Source organism: Nocardioides sp. P5_E3, from assembly GCF_054049275.1.
The window spans coordinates 55,738-71,323 of the sequence record NZ_JBFUMR010000012.1 but is presented as its reverse complement, the minus strand read 5'-3'; the positions used below and the strand labels follow the sequence as shown (position 1 = coordinate 71,323).

Below are 15,586 nucleotides of genomic sequence, written 5' to 3'. Positions count from 1 at the left end.
ACTGGACTACCCGGCCGGGGCTGGTTGGGCCCACCCGGTTCGGGCAGGGTGGGCGGGTGCTCACTGTCATCGTCGCGCTGACCGCCAACACGATCCTGGCGATCCTCAAGAGCATCGTCGCCGTCGCCACGGGCTCGGCGTCGATGGTGGCCGAGGCGGCCCACTCCTGGGCCGACGCCGGCAACGAGGTCTTCCTCGTGGTGGCGGAGCGCCGGTCCGAGAAGCCGGCCGACGACGGACACCCGCTGGGCTACGGCCGGGAGGCGTACGTCTGGTCCATGATCGCGGCCTTCGGTCTCTTCGGTGTGGGCGCCGCGGTGTCGGTGTGGCACGGCATCCAGTCGCTGACGGCGGAGGAGGTGGAAGCCGACTACCTGTGGGCCTACCTCGTCCTCGGCGCGGCCTTCGTCCTGGAGAGCATCTCGTTCTTCCAGGCCCGGCGGGAGGTACGACGGGGCGCGCGCAAGGCCGACGTGAGCCGAGTCACGTTCCTGGACAAGACGTCCAACCCCACGCTGCGTGCGGTCTACTTCGAGGACGCGGCGGCCCTGGTCGGCATCGCGATCGCGGTCACCGGCCTCGCCCTGCACCAGGCCACCCACCAGCCGGTCTGGGACGCCATCGGGTCGATCCTCGTCGGCCTGCTGCTCGGCTGGGTGGCGATCTACCTCCTGCGCCGCAACATGGCCTTCCTCGTCGGCCAGGTCGCCGACCCGCGCATCTACGACACGGTGCTCGGCTGGCTGCGCGAGCGGCCCGAGGTGCAGACGGTCAACACGCTGCACCTCGAGTACGTCGGCCCGGAGCGGCTCTTCCTCGTCGGGTCGGTCGACCTCGTCGGCGACGACGTGGAGAGCGCGGCCGCCGAGGAGCTGCAACGCCTCGAGGACCACCTCGAGGAGCGGCCCGAGATCGCGCGGGCCGTCCTCTCGCTGGCCGCGCCGGGGCGCCCGCCGAGCGTCGGCCACGTCTACGGGAACAACGCCGATGGTTGAGCGTTGAACCAGTCATGAAGAAGATCGGGTTCCTGAACTTCGGCCACTGGACCGACTCGCCGCAGTCCGCGGTCCGGACGGCGTCCGACACGCTCCTGCAGTCCATCGACCTCGCCGTCGCCGCCGAGGAGCTCGGTGCCGACGGTGCGTACTTCCGGGTGCACCACTTCGCCCGGCAGCTCGCCTCGCCGTTCCCGCTGCTCGCCGCCGTCGGCGCGCGCACCAGCCGGATCGAGATCGGCACCGGCGTGATCGACATGCGCTACGAGAACCCGCTCTACATGGCCGAGGACGCCGGGTCGGCCGACCTCATCGCCGGCGGCCGGCTGCAGCTCGGCATCAGCCGGGGATCACCGGAGCAGGTGATCGAGGGCTGGCGCTACTTCGGCTACGCCCCCGCCGAGGGTGAGGACCAGGCCGACATGGCCCGACGCCACACCGAGGTGCTGCTGCAGGTGCTGGAGGGGGAGGGGTTCGCCCAGCCCAACCCGCGCCCGATGTTCCCCAACCCGCCCGGCCTGCTGCGCATCGAGCCGCACTCCGAGGGCCTGCGCGACCGGATCTGGTGGGGTGCTGCCTCCGACGCCACTGCCCGCTGGGCCGCCGAGAAGGGCATGCACCTGATGAGCTCGACGCTCAAGGCCGACGAGACGGGCGAGCCGTTCCACGTCCAGCAGCGCAAGCAGATCGAGGTCTTCCGCGAGGCGTGGCGCGAGGCCGGGCACGAGGCCGAGCCCCGCGTGTCGGTGAGCCGTTCGATCATGCCGATCACCACCGACCTCGACCGGATGTACTTCGGGCACGAGGGCACCAGCTCCGACCAGTTCGGCCAGATCGAGGCCAACCTGCGCGCGGTCTTCGGCAAGACGTACGCCGCCGAGCCCGACGTGCTGGTCAAGGAGCTCGCGGAGGACGAGGCCGTCGCCACGGCCGACACCCTGGTCCTCACCGTGCCCAACCAGCTCGGCGTGGACTACAACGCCCACATCCTCGAGACCGTGCTCACCGACGTGGCGCCCGCCCTCGGCTGGCGCTGACCCCCACCCCCTCACACGAAGGAACTGAGCTCATGGCACGCATCACCGTCCTCGGCGGCAACGGATACGTAGGCGCGGCGGTCGTCGCGGAGGCGCGCAAGCGCGGGCACGAGGTGACGGCCGTGAGTCGTACGGCACCGTCCTCGCCGGTCGCCGGCGCCGACTACGTCGAGGGCTCGGTGCTCGACGCCGACGTCCTCGAGCGCACCACCGCCGGCCGTGACGTCGTCCTCGTCGCGCTGTCACCGCGCGGCGACATGGCCGGCAAGGTCGAGGGCGTCGTCGAGCAGCTCATCGCACGCCTGGCCGGCACGTCGACGCGCCTCGGCTACGTCGGCGGCGCGTCGTCCCTGCTCGCCGAGGAGGGCGGACCGCGCCTGTGGGACGTCACCAAGGACCACGTCCCCGACGACGTGAAGCCCGAGGTGCAGACCGGTCTCGACACGTTCGCGCTGTGCCAGGAGAGCCCGGAGTCGCTCGACTGGTTCTACGTCAGCCCGCCTGCGGACTTCGGGTCGTGGCTCGGCACGGAGTCGAAGGGTGCCTACGTCCTCGGCGGCGACGTGCTGCTGCGCGACGCCGACGGTGCGTCGACGATCTCGGCCGACGACCTCGCGCTGGCGATCCTCGACGAGATCGAGACGCCGACGCATCACCGGAGCCGGTTCACCGCGATCAGCTGACGCACAGCCAGGCAGGACTCAGGGGGCGGCCGCCCGCAGCTTCTCGAGCAGCGGGCCGGCCGCCTCGCTGATGAACCGGTCCTGGCCCTCGTCGCCGACCTGCACGAGGGCGACGTCGGTGAACCCGGCCTCCCAGTAGGCCGAGACTGCCTCGACGACCTTGTCGAGGTCGGGTCCGCACGGGATGGACTCGGCGACGTCCTCGGGCCGGACGTACGTCGTCGCGCCGGAGAAGCCGGCGGGGGTGGGCAGGTCGGCGTTGACCGACCAGCCGCCACCGAACCAGCGGAACTGCTCGTGCGCCCGCACGACCGCGGCGTCCTCGTCGGGGTCCCAGCAGATCGGGATCTGGCCCACTGCGCGCGCGTCCCGGCCGATGCGCGGGGCGCCGTCGACGCCGTTCCAGGACTCGATGATGTCGGCCTCGGGCTCGGTGGCCACGAGGTGGTCGGCCAGCGGGGCGAACCGCTCGATCGCGCGCTTGCCGCCGACGGCGACCCCGATGTCGACGCCCTCCTCGGGCAGGTCCCAGATGCGGGCGGAGTCGACCTGGAAGAAGTCGCCGCGATGGTCGACGAGCTCACCGGTGTGCAGCGCCCGGATGACCTCGATCGCCTCGGCGAGCATGTCCTGCCGCTCGGCGATCGCGGGCCAACCCTCGCCCACGACGTGCTCGTTGAGGTTCTCGCCGCTGCCGAGGCCGAGGGTGAACCGACCCTCGGCGAGGATCTGCAGCGTCGCGGCCTTCTGCGCGACCACGGCCGGGTGGTAGCGCAGCGTCGGGCACGTCACGTAGGTCATCAGGCCCACGCGCTCGGTCGCCTGCGCCACGGCACCCAGCGTCGTCCAGGCGTACGGCGCGTGCCCCTGCTCGGTGAGCCACGGCGAGAAGTGGTCGCTCATCACCTCGAAGTCGAAGCCGGCCTGCTCGGCGGCGACGGCGTACGACACCAGCTCCCGCGGGCCGCTCTGCTCGGTCATCAGGGTGTATCCGAAGCGCGTCATCACTCGACCGTAGCCAGCCGGATCGGCACGCCCACCACCCGGCGAGGTGAGGTGTCCCTGGGGGTGCACTGGTTGTGTGGAAGGTCCCCGACGACGCAGGAGGTTGCTCATGAGCGGCACGGACGGCACGGACGAGAAGAGCAAGGACCAGCAGGACGGGCAGGTCTCGGAGATGGTGCCGGACGCCCCCGAGCCGATCAGCTCGGGCGACTCGGTCGCCGGCCAGCCGGACCCGCACCCCGRCGGGGTCGACGAAGGCGCCCAGGGTCCCGACGCGATCCCGGACGACCCCACCGGCAAGCACCCCCACCAGCCCTGAGGCGCGAGCACTCAAGGACGCCATCGGCGCCTCGCAGGCGGTGCTGTTCGTGACGCCGGAGTACAACCGCTCGATCCCGGGTGCCCTGAAGAACGCGATCGACTGGGCGTCGCGGCCGTGGGGCCAGAACTCCTTCGACCACATGCCGGCGGCGGTGATCGGCGCGTCCATCGGCTCGATCGGCACCGCGGTCGCACAGCAGAGCCTCCGCGCCGTGCTCAGCTTCTGCAACGCACGCCAGATGACCGCGCCGGAGGCCTACATCTGGCTCGAGGAGGGCGCGATCTCCGACGACGGCACGGTCAACGACGAGTCGCTGCGCCAGGTCCTCACCGAGTTCATGCAGGAGTTCCGCACCCACACCGAGCGGGTGCTGACCGTCCTGCCGCGCTCCACCTGACCGCATTCGCCCGGCTCCGGTAGAAACGACGACATGAGACCAGTGATTGTCGTCGTGGGTGCCGGGCCGGGCGTGAGCGGGTCGGTCGCGCGCCGCTTCGCCGACGAGGGCTACGACGTGGGGCTCCTCGGCCAGGACCAGCAGGTGCTCGACCAGCTGGTGACGGATCTCGGCGCCCGCGGTGCGACCGTCGGCCACGCGTGCGTCGACGTCACCGACGAGCAGGCGGCGCGCGACGCCGTACGCCGCTTCGGTGAGCACACCGGGCGCATCGACGTCCTGCACTTCAACCCGAGCGCCTACCGCGAGAAGGACCCGCTGACCCTCACGGTCGCCGAGCTGGTCGAGGACGTCGCGCTCGGGGTGGGCGCCCTGCTGACCGCCGTGCAGGCAGCGCGGCCCTTCATGTCCGCCGGCGGGCGGATCAGCGTCACCGGCAGCATGGCGGCCGACGAGCCGTCGGAACGCGCCGCGTCGCTGGGGGTGCAGAAGGCGGGCGTGCGCAACCTCGTCCACAGCATCGACCAGACGCTGGCCGGCGAGGGGATCCGCGCCGTCTCCGTCACCGTGCGCGGGGCGCTGGCGCGCGAGGGTGCGTTCACCCCCGACCGGGTCGCCGACGCGATCTGGGACGCGGTCGCGACCGACGACGCCGACTGGCGCAGCGAGGTGCCCTACAGCGGCTGACCGGCTCAGTCCGACATCGGCTTCTGGAGGTTGAGCACCACGACCGCGACCGCGATCAGCGGCACCACCAGGGTCCACCCCGTCGCCAGGACGCCCATCATGCTGCCCACGCAGATGAGGGTGCGCCCGACGTTGGGGTGACGGGAGGAGACGGCCATGCCCGAGAGCACCAGCGCGCCGCCGGCGACCAGCGAGCCCAACCAGAACCACAGCCCTCCGTCACCGGACGTCACGGCGCGGACGGACTCCGCGATGCCCGCAGCGACGTACAGCAGACCGAGTCCCAGCGTCAGCCAGAACCTGAGGCGGGGTCGGTCCATGGATCAGCGTAGGGCTGGCGACGGCCCTCCTGCCCCGTGATCCAGACCAGTGCCGGTCAGTGCATCCACGGACGCCGAACCAGTCGCGCGACGCCAAACGTGCGTCAGCGCTTGCGGCCCACCAGCAGGTAGGCGAGCGGGCCGACCGGCTGCACCGACAGCGCCGGCGCCCACAGGAGCTTGGGTCCGCGCACGAGCTCGGCGGGGCGCTGCTTGAGGTCCTTGGCGCACCAGGCGGTGACGGCGACCTCGACGATCCCGGCCACGGCGACGATCTTCTTCTGCGTGGGCGTCATGTCGCCCCAGGACTTCTTCTGTGCCATGACCGCAACCTACCGGGAGGGCGCCGGACCCTCACGCACCACCGAAGCCGCTGAGCAGCAGCCAGAAGACGACCACTCCCACGGCCGCGGCCAGCAGGCCCCACCACGCACCGGTCATCGCCCGGCGCCCGGTGGTCGCGTCCTCGCGGGCCAGCCCGGGAAGCGCGATCGTCACCGCGGCGCCGATCGCCGCCATCGCCACGAGCTGCACCGGGACGATCCAGTTCTCCGTGCCCTCGCCGTCGAGGACGGACGCCGCCGCCGGCAGGCTGACGATGCCGAGGACGAGCAGGACGACGATCCCGACGACGCGCTGGGCGGCTCTGGTCATGGCGTGCTCAGGCCTCCTTGGCGACCAGCGTCAGCACGTCGTACGTCGCGACCGGCTCGTCGTCCTGGTTGGTCACCAGCGCGTCCCAGCGGACCTCGCCGTAGTCGGCCGAGGAGCGCGGGGTGATCTGCTTGACCGTCAGCGTCACGCGGATCGAGTCACCGGCCTTGACCGGGGTCAGGAAGCGGAGGTTGTCCACGCCGAAGTTGGCGAGCACCGGGCCAGGAGCGGGGTCGACGAACAGCCCGGCCGCCATCGACACGATGAGGTAGCCGTGGGCGACGATCCCGCCGAAGAGCGGGTTCTGCGCGGCAGCCTCGGGGTCGGTGTGGGCATAGAAGGTGTCGCCGGTGAAGTCGGAGAAGTGGTCGATGTCCGCGCGTGAGATCACCCGCGACTCCGAGGCGATCGTGTCGCCGACCCTCAGCGTCGCGAGCGAGTGGCGGAAGGGGTGCTCGGGCGTCTCGTTGCGCCGCGAGCCGCGCGTCCAGCGGCCGGTGATCGCGGTCAGCATGTCGGGGGAGGCCTGGATCGCGGAGCGCTGCATGTGGTGGAGCACGCCGCGTACGCCGCCGAGCTCCTCGCCGCCGCCGGCGCGACCGGGGCCGCCGTGCACGAGCATCGGCAGGGGAGAGCCGTGGCCCGTCGACTCGGGTGCGTCGTCGCGGTCGAGCACGAGGATCCGTCCGTGCCACGGCGCGAGGCCGAGCACCAGGGTGCGGGCGACCTCCGGGTCGTGGGTGACGACCGAGCCGACCAGCGAGCCCTTGCCGCGCGCGGCGAGCGTGACCGCCTCGTCGAGGCTGTCGTACGACATCACGGTCGACACCGGTCCGAAGGGCTCCACGTCGTGGGGCTCGACCGCGCCGGCGCGGGCCTTGAGCAGGACGGGCGACATGAACGCGCCGCGCTCGCCGTCACCGGCGAACCCGGTGGTCGCGGCCGGGTCGCCGAGGACGACCTCGGCCGAGGAGCGCAGGGCCTCGACGGCCTTGCGGACCTCCTCGCGCTGCCCGAGCGAGGCGAGCGGGCCCATCCGCACGGACTCGTCGCCGGGATCGCCGACCGTGATCGTCGCGAGCTTCGCTGCGATCGCGTCGGTCATCTCGTCGGCCACCGCCGACGGCACGATGACGCGACGGATGGCCGTGCACTTCTGTCCCGCCTTGGCGGTCATCTCGGTGACGACGCCCTTGACGAACAGGTCCCACTCCGGGTCGCTCGACGTGACGTCGGGCCCGAGCACCGAGCAGTTGAGCGAGTCGGCCTCGACCTGGAGCTGGACGCCGCCGTGGAGCACCGATGGGTGCTGGCGCAGGATCCCAGCGGTGTGCGCGGAGCCGGTGAAGGCCACCGAGTCCTGGACGCCGAGGTGGTCGAGCAGGTCGCCCGCCGATCCGGCGAGCAGCTGGAGCGAGCCCTCCGGCAGGATCCCCGACTCGACGATGCGGCGCACCACGAGCTCGGTCAGGTAGGCCGTCTGGCTGGCGGGCTTCACGATCGTCGGGAGGCCGGCGATGAAGGCCGGCGCGAGCTTCTCGAGCATGCCCCAGACGGGGAAGTTGAAGGCGTTGATCTGCACGGCGACGCCGGGTCGCGAGGTGTAGACGTGCTGGCCGAGGAAGACGCCGGTGCGGCCGAGCTGCTCGAGGTCGCCGTCGCACGCCACGTGGGCGTTGGGCAGCTCGCGGCGGCCCTTGGAGGAATAGCTGAACACCGTGCCGAAGCCGCCGTCGATGTCGATCATCGAGTCGCGTCGGGTCGCGCCGGTGGCCAGCGACAGCTCGTAGAACTCGTCCTTGAGCCCGGTCAGGTGCGTGGCCAGCTCCTTGAGGAGCAGCGCGCGCTCGTGGAACGTCAGCTCGCGGATCGCCGGTCCGCCGACCGTGCGCGCGTGGTGGGCCATCGCGCCGAGGTCGAGGCCGGCGCTGGAGATCCGCGCGACCTCCTCGCCGGTGGCCGCGTCCAGGAGTGGGTGGCCCTCGGTGGAGGCGGCGTACCACCGTCCGGCGGCGTAGCTCTCGAGCAGTCGGGTCACGGGGGTCTCCCTCGGATCGGGGTGCGGTTCGTCAGGGCAGCCGGTGTTTGCGCGCCGGAGTGACTGGTGACACACTAATAGCAGACCGATCGGTCAGTAAATGCGGTCGAAACCCCCACGTCGCCCCTGCCGGAGGACGGATGACACTCACCGAGACGCCCACCGAGCGTGACCTCGAGGCCGGGTTCGAGGCCACGGTCGCGCGCAACGAGCGGATCGAGCCGCGCGACTGGATGCCGGAGGGCTATCGCAAGACCCTCGTGCGCCAGATCGCCCAGCACGCCCACAGCGAGATCATCGGCATGCAGCCCGAGGGCAACTGGATCGGCCGCGCGCCGAGCCTGCGGCGCAAGGCCATCCTGCTCGCCAAGGTGCAGGACGAGGCCGGCCACGGGCTCTACCTCTACTCGGCCGCCGAGACCCTCGGCGTCTCCCGTCTCGAGCTCACCGAGCTGCTGATCGCGGGCAGGCAGAAGTACTCCTCGATCTTCAACTACCCGACGCTGTCCTACGCCGACGTCGGCACGATCGGCTGGCTCGTCGACGGCGCCGCCATCTGCAACCAGGTGCCGCTGTGCCGCACCTCCTACGGTCCCTACGGCCGCGCAATGATCCGCGTCTGCAAGGAGGAGTCGTTCCACCAGCGCCAGGGCTACGAGCTGCTCGCGACGATGATGCGCGGCACCGAGGAGCAGCGCGCGATGGTGCAGGAGTCGGTCGACCGGTTCTGGTGGCCGGCGCTGATGATGTTCGGCCCGCCCGACGACGCCTCGCCCAACACCGCCCAGTCGATGGCGTGGGGCATCAAGCGCCACACCAACGACGAGCTGCGGCAGAAGTTCGTCGACATGTCCGTGCCGCAGGCCGAGGCCCTCGGCGTCACCCTCCCCGACCCGGAGCTGCGCTGGAACGAGGAGCGTGGCCACCACGACTTCGGCCAGCCCGACTGGGACGAGTTCATGGAGGGCGTGAAGGGCAACGGTCCCTGCAACGCCCAGCGGATGGCCCACCGTCGCCGCGCCCACGAGGACGGCGCCTGGGTGCGCGAGGCCGCGACGGCGTACGCCGCCAAGCAGGTGTCGGCATGAGCGAGCTCAGCGCCGAGGGCGGCCACGGTGCCGTACCCCTGAAGGATGTACCGACGGGAGAGGGCGTCACGTCGCCCGAGCCCGAGTGGCCGCTCTACGAGGTCTTCGTCCGTGGCAAGCGCGGGCTCAACCACGTCCATGTCGGGTCGCTCCACGCCGCCGACGACCGGATGGCCCTGCTCCACGCACGCGACGTCTACACCCGTCGCAACGAGGGCGTGAGCATCTGGGTGGTGCGCGCCGACGCGATCACCGCCTCGAGCCCCGACGAGAAGGACCCGATGTTCGCCCCGAGCGGCGACAAGGTCTACCGCCACCCGACCTTCTACGACATCCCCGACAACGTCCCGCATATGTGATGAACGAACACATCCACACCTCTCCCGAGGACGAGCACGACAACGCCTACGCCGGCCTGCTCGTCAACGACGCCCACTGGGCCTTCGGCACCGACTTCGAGGACCCGCTCGCGGGCGTCGACACGACGATCCCGGAGGGCGTCGACGCGCCGACCCTGGCGGCGTACGCCCTGATGCTGGGCGACGACGCGCTCGTGATGTCGCACCGGATCTCGGAATGGACGAGCAACGCGCCCGACCTCGAGGACGACATCGCGCTGTCCAACATCGCGCTCGACCTGCTCGGCCAGGCACGGCTGCTGCTCGCCCGTGCCGCGAAGGCGGACGAGTCGGTCGTGCCGGTGCTGCCCGAGGGCTCGCCGGCGCCGCCGGAGGACGCGATCGCGTACTTCCGTGAGGCCCACCAGTTCCGCAACGTGCGGCTCACCGAGCTCGTCAACGGCGACTTCGCCGACGCGATCGTGCGGGTGCTGCTGTTCTCGGTCTGGCGGCTCGCGACCTTCGAGCGCCTCCGCGCCAGCCGCGACCACGTGCTGGCTGCTGTCGCGACCAAGGGCGTCAAGGAGCTGGCCTACCACCGCGACTACTCGGCGCGGTGGTTCGTCACCCTCGCCCAGGGCACCGACGAGTCCCGCCGCCGGCTGCTGGTCGCGCTCGACGCACTCTGGCCGCTGTGGCCCGAGCTGTTCGACACCCACCCGGTCGAGGCGGCCGCTGCGAGGTCCGGCGTCGGCGTCGACCCCGCCGCGGTCCGCGAGGCCGCCGAGGGCGTGCTCGACCAGGTGCTCGAAGCAGCAGGCGTGCCCCGCCCCGAGGCGCCCCGACGTGCCGGGGTGCTGGGCCGCACCGGCCGCGACGGGATGCACGGCGAGGCGCTCGGGCGGATGCTGGCCGAGATGCAGTCCGTGGCCCGTGCCCACCCGATGGGTCAGTGGTGAGTGGAGTGAGGCTGATGAGTCGTACGACGGAGCGCGCGCGTCGCGTCGCTGAGCGGGTCACCGACCCCGAGCTGCCCATGCTCACCCTGGTCGACCTCGGCGTGCTGCGCGACGTCGACGTGGTCGGTGACTCCCACGTGGTCGTCGACATCACGCCGACCTACTCGGGCTGCCCGGCGATGGCGACGATGCGCGACGACCTGGTGCGCGAGCTGCAGGGGGCCGGCTTCGACCGCGTCGAGGTGCGCGTCAGCCTCGACCCGGCCTGGACCACCGACTGGATCACCCCGCAGGGTCGCGCCGCGCTCGCGGCAGCCGGCATCTCCCCGCCCGGCCCGGCGCCCTCGACGTCCGGGCCGATCCCGTTGACGCTCCAGCCGACCGCGCGCCAGGTCCGCTGCCCGCAGTGCGACTCGCCCGCGACCGAGCTGGTCTCGGAGTTCGGCTCGACGGCCTGCAAGGCGCAGTACCGCTGCACCTCCTGCCTCGAGCCCTTTGACCACGTGAAGGAGATCTGAGCCGTGGCGCCCAGTCCCAGCCAGACCTTCCACCACCTGACGGTGCGCGACGTCGAGCCCCTGACCGACGACTCCGCCGCCGTCACCTTCGACGTGCCCGACGACCTGCGCGAGCTGTTCGCCTTCGAGCCGGGGGAGTCGCTGACGTTGCGTCGCGTCGTCGACGGCGTCGAGCACCGCCGCTCCTACTCCATCTGCGCGCCCGCCGGCGGTGCGCCGCGCATCGGTGTCCGCGAGATCCCCGGCGGGATGTTCTCGTCGTGGCTCATCCGCGAGGTCGGCCCGGGGGAGCCCGTCGAGGTGGCCCCGCCCACGGGCAGCTTCCGCGCCGACCCGGCGAGCCCGGGCCGCCACCTGTGCATCGCCGCCGGCTCCGGCATCACGCCGATGGTCTCGATCGCGGCCTCCGTCCTCGCCAACCCGGCCAGCACCGTCACGCTGCTCTACGGCAACCGCGAGACGACCTCGGTCATGTTCGCCGAGGAGCTCAGCGACCTGAAGAACCTCCACGGGCCGCGCTTCGACCTCGTCCACGTGCTGTCCCGCGAGCCCCGCGACGTCGAGCTGTTCTCCGGCCGCCTCGACGCCGACCGGCTCCGGCGGCTGCTGCCGCTGAAGGTGCACCTCGCCTCGGTCGACCACGTCTGGCTGTGCGGGCCGCACGGCCTCATCGAGGACGCACGCACCGTCCTCGCCGAGCTCGGCGTGCCGAAGGAGAAGGTGCACTTCGAGCTGTTCTACGTCGACGAGCCGCCGCCGGAGCTGCGTCACGCCGACCGGGTGGTCGAGGGCGTGACCAGCGACGTGACGGTCGTGCTCGACGGACGTACGACGACCACGCCGATGCCGCGCGACGCGACCGTGCTCGACTCGGCCCAGGCCGTGCGCAGCGACCTGCCGTTCGCGTGCAAGGGCGGCGTCTGCGGCACGTGCCGGGCGAAGGTCGTCGACGGCGAGGTCGAGATGGTGCGCAACTACGCCCTCGAGCCCGAGGAGGTCGAGCAGCAGTTCGTGCTGACCTGCCAGACCTTCCCGGTCAGCGACGCCGTCACCGTCGACTTCGATGCCTGACGCCGCACCGCTCGACGCGACGTCGGAGCAGGCCCGCGCGATGTGGGCCGCCGATGCCGCCAGCGCCGCGCTCGGGATGCGGCTCGTCGAGCTCGGCCCGGGCGAGGCGCGGGTGTCGATGGTCGTGCGAGCCGACATGGTCAACGGCCACGACCTGTGCCACGGCGGCCTCATCGCGAGCCTCGCCGACTCGGCGTTCGCGCTGGCCTGCAACTCCCGCGGACCCGTGACCGTCGCCGCTGGCTTCGAGGTCGACTTCCTCGAGCCCGCCCGGCTGGGCCAGGTGCTCGACGCCCACGCGCGCGAGGTGGCGCTGCGCGGCCGCAGCGGCCTGTACGACGTCACCGTGCGGGTCGAGGACACGGTCGTGGCCGAGTTCCGCGGCCGCAGCCGCTCGTTGGTTCCCCGCACCTGACCGGACCGCGCGTCGGGGCACTTCCCGCGCTCGTCGTTCAGCTCTACCGTGGGACGGGTCCGTGCGTGCCGGGAGGTCGGTCATGAAGGTCCGGTGGTTGTTGTCGTCGCTGGTGGCACTCGTGCTCGCCGTGCCGCTCGTCCTGGCGCTGGGTCCTGCGTCCTCCGGCGCCGAGCGGGCGTCGTCCGCACCCACGACACCGGTGCTCGTCGCCGTGCGGGCGGCCCATCGCGACGGCGTCGACCGGGTCGTCTTCGAGTTCAGGGGCGGCCTGCCCGCGAAGCGTGAGGTCGACTACGTCGACCGGCTGTTCGCCGACGGCTCCGGCCGCCGCGTCCGCGTCGCCGGCCAGGCGCTGCTCCGGGTGCGCTTCGAGCGCGCCCAGGCGCACACCGACGACGGCTCGCCGACCGCGGCGCCTCGCCGCGTCGCGTACGCCCTGCCCAACGTGATGACCGCCGTCCGGGCGGGCGACTTCGAGGCGGTCACGACGTACGGCCTCGGGCTGGCGAGGCGCACGCCCGTCCGCGTCACGACGTTGCAGGCGCCGCCGCGGGTGGTCGTCGAGGTGGGCGCCGGGTTCGCCACCGTGCAGCGCAAGGTGTGGTTCCTCGACCGGGACCGGTTCGTCGAGGACCAGGAGCCGTTCTTCGTCGCCGTCCGTCGCCCGGTGGTCCCCGGCGCACCCGCCACGGGGCTGATGGACCGCCTCTTCGCCGGCCCGCTGGCGGCGGAGCGGTCGCGCGGCCTGCGGCTGCTGCGCTCCGGCACCACCGGGTACGACGACCTCACGGTCGCCGGCGGCACGGCCGACCTGCGGCTCACGGGCCGCTGCCGCAGCGGCGGCGCCACGGTGAGCATCGCCGGCGAGGTGCTGCCGACCCTCGAGCAGCTGCCGACCGTCGACCGCGTCGTGCTGCGCGACGCGGCCGGGAGCACGCTCGACCCCGACGGGCCGGGTGACTCGACCCCCGCCTGCCTCGAGCCCTGAGTGGACAGGGCCGTCAGGCGCGGTGTCGGACCAGGCCGTCGAAGGCGAGCGTGGTGATGGTGTCGGCGAGCGCGTCGACGTCGCTGCCGTCGCGGAGCCACTCCGTCATCGAGTTGACCATCCCGAACAGCAGCCGGCTGGCGAGCAGCGGGTCGATGTCGGCGCGGATGGCGCCGGTGTCGGCGGCCTCGCGCACCATCTCGGCGAGCCGGTGGTCGATGTCGCGGCGGCGGGCGAGGGCGTTCTGCTCCGCGGGGGTGTTGCCGCGGACGCGCAGCAGCAGGGTGACGGCGGGCAGGTGCTCCGCCAGCACGACGACGCTGCTGCGCACGGCGGCGCGCAGCCGCTCCTCGGGCGTGTGGGACGTGTCGGCGTGCACGGTGTCGAGCGCGGTCGTCAGCTCGTCGAGCGCCTCGTCCAGCGCCCGCTCGAGCAGGTGCTCCTTGCTCGGCACGTGGTGGTAGATCGCCGACTTCGTCAGCCCGAGCTCGCGAGCCAGGTCGCCCATGCTCGCGGCGTCGTAGCCTTGCCGGTTGAAGAGCTCGATCGCGACGCGCAGGACCGTCTGCTGGTCGTGGCCGGGCCGGCCCCGTCGTACGGGCTCTGACATGGATGAACGTTCTCACGACCCACCACGCGCGACCGGAGGACCACACCGTGATCGACCTGACTCCCCAGCCCGGCGACCTGGACCCGATCGAGACCGCCCCTGTCGAGGAGCTGCGCGCGCTGCAGCTCGAGCGGCTCCAGTGGTCGGTGCGGCACGCTTACGACCACGTCACGCACTACCGCCGCGCCTTCGACGAGGCCGGCGTCTCACCCGACGACGTACGGTCGCTGGAGGACCTGGCGAGGCTGCCGTTCACCACCAAGGCCACGCTGCGCGACAACTACCCCTTCGGCATGTTCGCGGTCCCGCGCGAGGACGTCGTACGCCTGCACGCCTCCAGCGGGACGACCGGCAAGCCGACCGTCGTCGGCTACACGCGCGACGACCTCGCGATGTGGGCCGACGTGGTGGCGCGGTCGATCCGGGCCGCGGGCGGGCGGCGCGGGATGGTGCTGCACAACGCCTACGGCTACGGGCTCTTCACCGGCGGCCTGGGCGCGCACGCCGGGGCCGAGCGGCTCGGGTGCACGGTCGTGCCGGTCTCCGGCGGCATGACGCAGCGCCAGGTGCAGCTGATCCGGGACTTCGAGCCCGACATCATCATGGTGACGCCGTCCTACATGCTCTCGATCCTCGACGAGCTCGAGGCGCAGGGCGTCGACCCGCGCTCGACCTCGCTCAAGGTCGGCATCTTCGGCGCCGAGCCGTGGACCAACGACATGCGCCGCGAGATGGAGCAGCGCACCGACATGCACGCGGTCGACATCTACGGCCTGTCCGAGGTGATCGGCCCCGGCGTGGCGAGCGAGTGCGTCGAGACCAAGGACGGCCTGCACGTGTGGGAGGACCACTTCTACCCCGAGGTCATCGACCCCGTGACCGGCGAGGTGCTGCCAGACGGCGAGGAGGGCGAGCTGGTCTTCACCACCCTCACCAAGCAGGCGATGCCGGTGATCCGCTACCGCACCCGCGACCTGACCCGGCTGCTGCCCGGCACCGCGCGCAGCATGCGCCGGATGGAGAAGATCACCGGTCGCACCGACGACATGATCATCCTGCGCGGGGTCAACCTCTTCCCCACGCAGATCGAGGAGATCGTGCTCGGGATCCCGACCCTGTCCCCGCACTTCCAGTGCCACCTCGACCGCAGCGGCAACCTCGACACGCTGACGGTCCGCGTCGAGCGACGCGACGCCACGACCGACGCGGAGGCAGCCGCCGCGCAGACCGAGCTGGCGCAGCGGATCAAGGCGTCCATCGGAGTCAGCGTCGGGGTCGACGTCGTCGACGTGGCGTCGATCGAGCGCTCGGTCGGCAAGATGCGGCGGATCGTCGACCACCGCGCGGCGCGCTGACCGGGGATATTTACCGGCAACGGGCCGGCGGGGGCTACAGTGGTCGCAGCGTTTCAGACGCCGTGCCGCTGTGATCACCCCCGATCCGCCGGACACCGCGCAC

Annotated in this window: 20 protein-coding genes; 14 read left to right on the top strand and 6 right to left on the bottom strand. The window is 71.9% G+C overall.

What is annotated here, in order from left to right; genetic code table 11:
• Positions 1-56: 56 nt before the first annotated feature.
• Genes ACXJKB_RS09715 through ACXJKB_RS09705 form a run of 3 tightly spaced genes read left to right on the top strand, consistent with a single transcriptional unit; the run spans position 57 to position 2,715 of the window.
• Complete coding sequence (locus ACXJKB_RS09715) at positions 57-995, top strand: cation diffusion facilitator family transporter (RefSeq protein ID WP_457187774.1); 939 nt, start codon at positions 57-59, stop codon at positions 993-995.
• A 14-nt stretch (positions 996-1,009) separates the two neighbouring features.
• Positions 1,010-2,032 (top strand): LLM class flavin-dependent oxidoreductase, encoded by a 1,023-nt coding sequence (locus ACXJKB_RS09710; protein WP_457187772.1) that lies wholly within the window; start codon positions 1,010-1,012, stop codon positions 2,030-2,032.
• Between the two features lie 32 nt (positions 2,033-2,064).
• Positions 2,065-2,715, top strand: a complete 651-nt coding sequence (locus ACXJKB_RS09705; protein WP_457187770.1) for an NAD(P)-dependent oxidoreductase — start codon at positions 2,065-2,067, stop codon at positions 2,713-2,715.
• 18 nt (positions 2,716-2,733) lie between these two features.
• Here the strand turns inward: ACXJKB_RS09705 and ACXJKB_RS09700 are convergent, their stop codons facing one another.
• Positions 2,734-3,720 carry an LLM class F420-dependent oxidoreductase gene (locus ACXJKB_RS09700; protein WP_457187768.1) on the bottom strand — a complete coding sequence of 329 codons (987 nt, stop codon included), beginning with the start codon at positions 3,718-3,720 and terminating at the stop codon, positions 2,734-2,736.
• Between the two features lie 109 nt (positions 3,721-3,829).
• On the opposite strand from ACXJKB_RS09700, the gene ACXJKB_RS09695 reads away from it, so the two are divergent.
• Genes ACXJKB_RS09695 through ACXJKB_RS09685 form a run of 3 tightly spaced genes read left to right on the top strand, consistent with a single transcriptional unit; the run spans position 3,830 to position 5,126 of the window.
• A complete protein-coding gene (locus tag ACXJKB_RS09695; protein ID WP_457187766.1) occupies positions 3,830-4,039 on the top strand; it encodes a hypothetical protein in 210 nt (69 codons plus the stop codon).
• Between the two features lie 40 nt (positions 4,040-4,079).
• Positions 4,080-4,439, top strand: coding sequence for an NADPH-dependent FMN reductase (locus tag ACXJKB_RS09690; RefSeq protein ID WP_457187764.1), 360 nt, complete (start codon positions 4,080-4,082; stop codon positions 4,437-4,439).
• A gap of 33 nt (positions 4,440-4,472) precedes the next feature.
• Positions 4,473-5,126: an SDR family oxidoreductase gene (locus ACXJKB_RS09685; RefSeq protein WP_457187762.1), complete on the top strand. Its 654-nt coding sequence runs from the start codon at positions 4,473-4,475 to the stop codon at positions 5,124-5,126.
• Positions 5,127-5,131: 5 nt separating this feature from the next.
• Here the strand turns inward: ACXJKB_RS09685 and ACXJKB_RS09680 are convergent, their stop codons facing one another.
• The 4 genes from ACXJKB_RS09680 to paaZ form a co-directional block, all read right to left on the bottom strand.
• The gene (locus ACXJKB_RS09680; protein ID WP_457187760.1) at positions 5,132-5,446 is read right to left on the bottom strand and encodes a hypothetical protein; all 315 of its coding nucleotides are present in this window, start codon (positions 5,444-5,446) and stop codon (positions 5,132-5,134) included.
• A 104-nt stretch (positions 5,447-5,550) separates the two neighbouring features.
• Positions 5,551-5,769, bottom strand: coding sequence for a hypothetical protein (locus ACXJKB_RS09675; protein ID WP_457187759.1), 219 nt, complete (start codon positions 5,767-5,769; stop codon positions 5,551-5,553).
• Between the two features lie 31 nt (positions 5,770-5,800).
• Positions 5,801-6,100 carry a hypothetical protein gene (locus tag ACXJKB_RS09670; protein WP_457187758.1) on the bottom strand — a complete coding sequence of 100 codons (300 nt, stop codon included), beginning with the start codon at positions 6,098-6,100 and terminating at the stop codon, positions 5,801-5,803.
• Positions 6,101-6,107: 7 nt separating this feature from the next.
• On the bottom strand, positions 6,108-8,138 hold the full coding sequence (gene paaZ / locus ACXJKB_RS09665) for a phenylacetic acid degradation bifunctional protein PaaZ (protein ID WP_457187756.1): 2,031 nt from the start codon (positions 8,136-8,138) through the stop codon (positions 6,108-6,110).
• A gap of 140 nt (positions 8,139-8,278) precedes the next feature.
• Here paaZ and paaA point away from each other — a divergent pair, with 140 nt between their 5' ends.
• The 7 genes from paaA to ACXJKB_RS09630 all read left to right on the top strand — a co-directional run bounded on the left by paaA (position 8,279) and on the right by ACXJKB_RS09630 (position 13,518).
• The gene (gene paaA, locus ACXJKB_RS09660; RefSeq protein ID WP_457187754.1) at positions 8,279-9,226 is read left to right on the top strand and encodes a 1,2-phenylacetyl-CoA epoxidase subunit PaaA; all 948 of its coding nucleotides are present in this window, start codon (positions 8,279-8,281) and stop codon (positions 9,224-9,226) included.
• Entirely contained in the window at positions 9,223-9,585 is a 363-nt protein-coding gene (gene paaB, locus ACXJKB_RS09655; protein ID WP_457187752.1) for a 1,2-phenylacetyl-CoA epoxidase subunit PaaB, read from the top strand. Before paaA ends, paaB begins: the two co-directional genes overlap by 4 nt.
• Positions 9,585-10,523 (top strand): 1,2-phenylacetyl-CoA epoxidase subunit PaaC, encoded by a 939-nt coding sequence (gene paaC / locus ACXJKB_RS09650; protein WP_457187750.1) that lies wholly within the window; start codon positions 9,585-9,587, stop codon positions 10,521-10,523. The genes paaB and paaC overlap by 1 nt, the downstream gene beginning before the upstream one ends.
• Positions 10,520-11,041 carry a 1,2-phenylacetyl-CoA epoxidase subunit PaaD gene (gene paaD / locus ACXJKB_RS09645; protein WP_457187748.1) on the top strand — a complete coding sequence of 174 codons (522 nt, stop codon included), beginning with the start codon at positions 10,520-10,522 and terminating at the stop codon, positions 11,039-11,041. Before paaC ends, paaD begins: the two co-directional genes overlap by 4 nt.
• A 3-nt stretch (positions 11,042-11,044) precedes the next feature.
• Positions 11,045-12,112 carry a 1,2-phenylacetyl-CoA epoxidase subunit PaaE gene (gene paaE / locus ACXJKB_RS09640; RefSeq protein WP_457187746.1) on the top strand — a complete coding sequence of 356 codons (1,068 nt, stop codon included), beginning with the start codon at positions 11,045-11,047 and terminating at the stop codon, positions 12,110-12,112.
• Positions 12,105-12,527 (top strand): hydroxyphenylacetyl-CoA thioesterase PaaI, encoded by a 423-nt coding sequence (paaI, locus tag ACXJKB_RS09635; protein WP_457187744.1) that lies wholly within the window; start codon positions 12,105-12,107, stop codon positions 12,525-12,527. The genes paaE and paaI overlap by 8 nt, the downstream gene beginning before the upstream one ends.
• A gap of 82 nt (positions 12,528-12,609) precedes the next feature.
• Complete coding sequence (locus ACXJKB_RS09630) at positions 12,610-13,518, top strand: AMIN-like domain-containing (lipo)protein (protein WP_457187742.1); 909 nt, start codon at positions 12,610-12,612, stop codon at positions 13,516-13,518.
• 13 nt (positions 13,519-13,531) lie between these two features.
• Here ACXJKB_RS09630 and ACXJKB_RS09625 read toward each other — a convergent pair whose 3' ends face one another.
• On the bottom strand, positions 13,532-14,128 hold the full coding sequence (locus tag ACXJKB_RS09625) for a TetR/AcrR family transcriptional regulator (RefSeq protein ID WP_457187740.1): 597 nt from the start codon (positions 14,126-14,128) through the stop codon (positions 13,532-13,534).
• A gap of 47 nt (positions 14,129-14,175) precedes the next feature.
• Here ACXJKB_RS09625 and paaK point away from each other — a divergent pair, with 47 nt between their 5' ends.
• The gene (gene paaK, locus ACXJKB_RS09620) at positions 14,176-15,483 is read left to right on the top strand and encodes a phenylacetate--CoA ligase PaaK (protein WP_457187738.1); all 1,308 of its coding nucleotides are present in this window, start codon (positions 14,176-14,178) and stop codon (positions 15,481-15,483) included.
• The last annotated feature ends 103 nt before the right edge of the window (positions 15,484-15,586 follow it).

Excerpts from the sequence above, each read along its gene's own strand:
- ACXJKB_RS09710 (WP_457187772.1), top strand. The coding sequence starts at position 1,010 with ATGAAGAAGATCGGGTTCCTGAACTTCGGCCACTGGACCGACTCGCCG.
- ACXJKB_RS09705 (WP_457187770.1), top strand. The coding sequence starts at position 2,065 with ATGGCACGCATCACCGTCCTCGGCGGCAACGGATACGTAGGCGCGGCG.
- ACXJKB_RS09700 (WP_457187768.1), bottom strand. The coding sequence starts at position 3,720 with ATGACGCGCTTCGGATACACCCTGATGACCGAGCAGAGCGGCCCGCGG.
- ACXJKB_RS09685 (WP_457187762.1), top strand. The coding sequence starts at position 4,473 with ATGAGACCAGTGATTGTCGTCGTGGGTGCCGGGCCGGGCGTGAGCGGG.
- ACXJKB_RS09680 (WP_457187760.1), bottom strand. The coding sequence starts at position 5,446 with ATGGACCGACCCCGCCTCAGGTTCTGGCTGACGCTGGGACTCGGTCTG.
- ACXJKB_RS09675 (WP_457187759.1), bottom strand. The coding sequence starts at position 5,769 with ATGGCACAGAAGAAGTCCTGGGGCGACATGACGCCCACGCAGAAGAAG.
- ACXJKB_RS09670 (WP_457187758.1), bottom strand. The coding sequence starts at position 6,100 with ATGACCAGAGCCGCCCAGCGCGTCGTCGGGATCGTCGTCCTGCTCGTC.
- paaA (WP_457187754.1), top strand. The coding sequence starts at position 8,279 with ATGACACTCACCGAGACGCCCACCGAGCGTGACCTCGAGGCCGGGTTC.
- paaB (WP_457187752.1), top strand. The coding sequence starts at position 9,223 with ATGAGCGAGCTCAGCGCCGAGGGCGGCCACGGTGCCGTACCCCTGAAG.
- paaC (WP_457187750.1), top strand. The coding sequence starts at position 9,585 with ATGAACGAACACATCCACACCTCTCCCGAGGACGAGCACGACAACGCC.
- paaI (WP_457187744.1), top strand. The coding sequence starts at position 12,105 with ATGCCTGACGCCGCACCGCTCGACGCGACGTCGGAGCAGGCCCGCGCG.
- ACXJKB_RS09630 (WP_457187742.1), top strand. The coding sequence starts at position 12,610 with ATGAAGGTCCGGTGGTTGTTGTCGTCGCTGGTGGCACTCGTGCTCGCC.
- ACXJKB_RS09625 (WP_457187740.1), bottom strand. The coding sequence starts at position 14,128 with ATGTCAGAGCCCGTACGACGGGGCCGGCCCGGCCACGACCAGCAGACG.